We start from the raw sequence: 4,647 nt of genomic DNA on the forward strand, positions 1-4,647 counted from the left end.
AAAATTAAAATTAAATTTAATTATTATTTGGTGTTTTTTATTGCTAAATAAAATTACCTATGGGTATAGCCTCAAAATGAAATTAGACGACGTTGCTTCAGACTTAACCAACCAATTTGTAATTAACGACTATTTGCATCAGTTATTTGATGCGGTAAATGTAATTTCTGTTCAAGGTTATGACAATGAACGTCGTGTTATTTATTGGAATGAAGGCAGTGAGCGACTTTACGGATACACAAAAGAAGAAGCCATAGGGCAAAAAATAGAAGACCTTATAATTCCAGAATCAATGTGTGAATTTGTAATTGACGCACACAGTGATTGGGTAGAAAAAGACATAGAAATTCCAGCATCCGAAATTACCCTAAAAGGTAAAGATGGCGAAAGTGTATCCGTTTTTTCTAGCCATGTTATGTTTACAAATCAATATAATACAAAACAAATGTATTGCATTGATATTGACTTATTTGAGGTTAAAAAGGCACAAGCAGATGCATCATTTAATGAGGATATGCTAAAAACTATTTTTGAGGCAATTCCTGACTTATTTTTCTTGATGGAAAATGATGGAACTATTATTGAGTATCATGCCAGTAATGAGACCGATCTCTATACCAAGTCCAAGCAATTTATTGGTAAAAAAATGGGTGATGTACTCCCGCGCGATGTAGCCGAAAAATTTGAAACCTATATCAGCCTTGTATTAGAAAAAAAGCAGATGATGAGCTTTAAATACGAGCTAGCTTTGCCCCATGGGCTCGTTTTTTTTGAAGCAAGAATAAATAAAATAACAGAACATAACCAGTTAATGGTTATTATTCGAGATATTACCGAACAGCATAAATCAGATGAACTAATTAGACATCAAGCGTATTACGATAGTTTAACTTTACTTCCAAATCGTTTTTTAGCACTTGATCGTTTGTCGCAATTACTTATTGAAGCACAAAGAAATAACGAAAAAGCAGCGGTACTGTTTTTAGATTTAGATGATTTTAAAAAAATAAATGACTCCTTAGGTCATGAAACAGGAGACAAACTTTTAATTGAATCAGCGCAAAGGCTACAAGATGCACTACGAAAAGAAGATACGGTAGGGCGCCTAGGTGGAGATGAGTTTATCGTATTATTACGAGGTATAACTGATCATCATGCTGCGCTAAAAATCACTGAAAAACTGCTAAATAATTTTAGGGCCCCTTTTAAAATTGAAGGCCGAGAACACATACTAACAGCAAGTATTGGTGTAGCCATATACCCAGAAAATGGTACAACCGTTGCTGATTTATTAAGAAACGCTGACACTGCAATGTATCAAGCAAAATCATATGGTCGTAATACTTATTCATTTTTTACTAAAAAGATGAACGTAATTATTCAGCGCCGACTCGAAATAGAAGAGCAGATGCGTGGCGCCCTTGAGCGTGACGAATTTGAGTTATACTACCAGCCCCAATTTGACGCCAAAAATAAACACATCATTGGTGCAGAAGCGTTATTACGTTGGCATAACCCTGTGCTAGGTAATGTAACACCCGATGAGTTTATACCTATTGCAGAAAATACAGGATTAATTGTACCGATTGGCAAGTTTGTAATTAGCCAAGCATTAGATTTTTTAAACACATGGCAAAGTACTTGTAAACGAAAACAGCAATACACTATTGCCGTTAACTTATCACCTCGTCAATTTAGAGACGTGGGATTACTCAGCTTTATTCAAAACTCATTGAGTGAAGCAAACGTAAATCCCGAAAGTTTAGAGCTTGAAATAACTGAGGGAGTGCTGATGAGTTGCCACACTAATGTTGTTGATATATTGACTGAAATTACGGCATTAGGCATTAACTTATCAATGGATGACTTTGGTACGGGTTATTCGTCATTAAGTTATTTAAGAGAATATCCGTTTAATGTACTCAAAATAGATAGAAGTTTTATTGATGGTATTGTACTAAACAATGAAGATTGTAATCTCGTAAAGGCAATTATTGCCATGTCGCACAGTTTAGGGCTGACAGTGGTAGCAGAAGGCGTAGAAACAAAAGAGCAGCTTACTTTATTGAACGAATTAGGCTGTGATTTTATGCAAGGTTTTTACTTTAGTAAACCCATACCAGCAAAACAGTTTCTTGATTTTTCGATGAATTTTGATAAAAAGTAAGATTAAACACTCGATTGTAACAATTCATTGCGCGGCTATTGACCTCATTAGCTACTGACGAGTAACCTGTTATAGAAACAAATAAAAAGGATTCTATAATGCGTTTAAAACCTCTTGTAGCTACATTAGCAGCCACATTTTCTTTATCACTTTCAAGTAGTGCCATAGCCGACGAAGGCATGTGGCAACCACACCAACTTCCAGAGTTAGAATCAATTTTAAAAGCCAAAGGGCTTGAAATTGATGTTGCATCTATTTCTAAATTAACCGAATTCCCAATGAATGCGGTAATTAGCCTAGGTGGCTGTACAGCATCGTTTGTATCGCCTAAGGGTTTAGTTGTGTCAAACCATCACTGTGTTTATGGCTCGGTGCAATACAATTCAACACCTGAAAACAACATATTAGAAAATGGCTTTTTAGCTAAAAGCCCTGCTGAGGACTTACCAGCAGCGCCGGGTTCACGCGTATACGTCACAGAAACAGTTACTAATGTGACTGACAAAGTTAGTAAAGGTATTGAAGAACTAAGCGGTAAAGCACGCTACGACGCAATAGTAAAAAACGAAAAAGCGCTAGTAGCCCAGTGTGAAGCCGACGAAAGCTACCGTTGTAACGTGTATTCGTTTCATGGTGGTTTAGAGTTTTACCTAATTAAGTCACTTGAAATTAAAGACGTACGTTTATCTTACGCACCAGCTATGGGCGTAGGTAAATACGGTGGCGATATAGATAACTGGATGTGGCCGCGCCACACAGGCGACTTTGGTTTTTACCGCGCTTATGTAGGCAAAGATGGAAAACCAGCTGAGTACAGCGAAGACAACGTACCTTACGTACCAGACTCTTACCTAAAAGTAAGTGCCAAAGGCGTGCAAGAAGGCGACTTTGTAATGGTTACAGGCTACCCAGGGCGTACTAACCGCTACCGTATAGCAACAGAGGTAGATAACGTATTTAACGACAGCTACCCTAAAGCACGCGTCCATAACTCAAAATACGTGTCGCTTATTGAAGAAAACTCAGAAGACGGCAGTAAAGCGCGTATTGCTTACGAAAGCACCATTGCAGGTTATAACAACTATATTAAAAACTATGGTTCGATGATCGAAAGCTTCAAAAAAGGCACTATGCTTGAGCGCAAAAAACAGTTTGAGAAAGAGTTAACACAATGGATCAATAGCGATAGTGAGCGTAAAGAGCAATACGGAAGCGTATTAGGTGAGCTATCTGAGCTAATTGCACAATCACAAGAGCACAGTGAACGCGACCGTATGTTAGGTTATGTACATCGCTCACAAATGATCAGCACAGCACGACGTTTATACCGCCTAGCTTACGAAAAACAAAAGCCAAATAGCGAACGTGAATCTGGTTATCAAGAACGTGACTTACCTCGCATTAAAGCAGGGCTTGAGCGCATGACGCGCCGTTATGATAGCAAAGTAGACAAAGCTATTTTACTGCACTTTTTAGAGCTGTATGCAGCACTTCCAAAAGAAGAGCGTTTTAGCGAGGTTGATAACGTATTTAAAGTACAAAATGGGTTTGATAAAGCAACCCAAAGCGCGTTACTTGATAGCATGTATGAACAGTCAAGACTTGATAATGCCACTGTTCGCAATTCATTATTTGAACAATCGTTTAGCCAGCTAAATCAAAGCCAAGACCCATTTGTGCAGTACGCTAAAGCAATCTTTAAAGTAATGAAAGCAGAGGAAGATAAATCAAAAGCACTTGCAGGTAAATTACAAGCAGCTCGCCCAGAGTTAATGAGCGCAATCATTGCGTTTAACAAAGCTAAAAACAAACCTGTATACGCCGATGCCAACAGCACATTACGAGTAACCTATGGCACCGTAGGCGGCTACTCACCTCAAGATGGCTTGGTAGCAACACCTTTTACCTCGCTTGAAGGGTTACTAGCTAAAAACACCGATGTTGACCCATTTAATGCACCTAAAAAGTTACAAGAGCAAATTAAAGCCAAGCTTTATGGTGATTACACGGGTGGCATGAATACAGTACCCGTTAACTTCTTATCAAATGTAGACACTACCGGTGGTAACTCAGGTTCGCCAACACTTAACGGTAAAGCAGAGCTTGTTGGTTTACTGTTTGACGGTGTTTACGAAAGTATTATTGGTGACTGGGATTACAACCCTGAGCTTAATCGCTCAATCCACGTTGATTCACGCTACATGCTTTGGGTAATGGATAAAGTAGATAATGCACAAAACTTATTAGACGAAATGACAATCGTAAAATAAGTAATTATTGAGATAACAGAAGGGCGCTTACCGTAAAGGAAGCGCCTTTTTTGTAGGTGGCCAAAATCAGTGTACCACTACAAAATGTAGTGGTCAATAAAATTTGGCCACAGTTTTAGAATCTTGATATCTAACCTCAGATTCATTTGGCGCTAAACCGGCATTATAATGATGCGGCCTAACGTTGTTGTAATATCCGTTGATATAATC

At 38.3% G+C, this 4,647-nt stretch carries 2 protein-coding genes; both read left to right on the forward strand.

What is annotated here, in order from left to right; genetic code table 11:
• Nucleotides 1–76 precede the first annotated feature (76 nt).
• Entirely contained in the window at nt 77–2,167 is a 2,091-nt protein-coding gene (locus tag H5160_RS19965) for a bifunctional diguanylate cyclase/phosphodiesterase (protein ID WP_182738508.1), read from the forward strand.
• Nucleotides 2,168–2,265: 98 nt separating this feature from the next.
• Nucleotides 2,266–4,437 (forward strand): S46 family peptidase, encoded by a 2,172-nt coding sequence (locus H5160_RS19970; protein WP_182738510.1) that lies wholly within the window; start codon nt 2,266–2,268, stop codon nt 4,435–4,437.
• Nucleotides 4,438–4,647 lie beyond the last annotated feature (210 nt).

This window comes from Pseudoalteromonas sp. SG43-4, assembly GCF_014164325.1.
Classification (GTDB): domain Bacteria; phylum Pseudomonadota; class Gammaproteobacteria; order Enterobacterales; family Alteromonadaceae; genus Pseudoalteromonas; species Pseudoalteromonas distincta.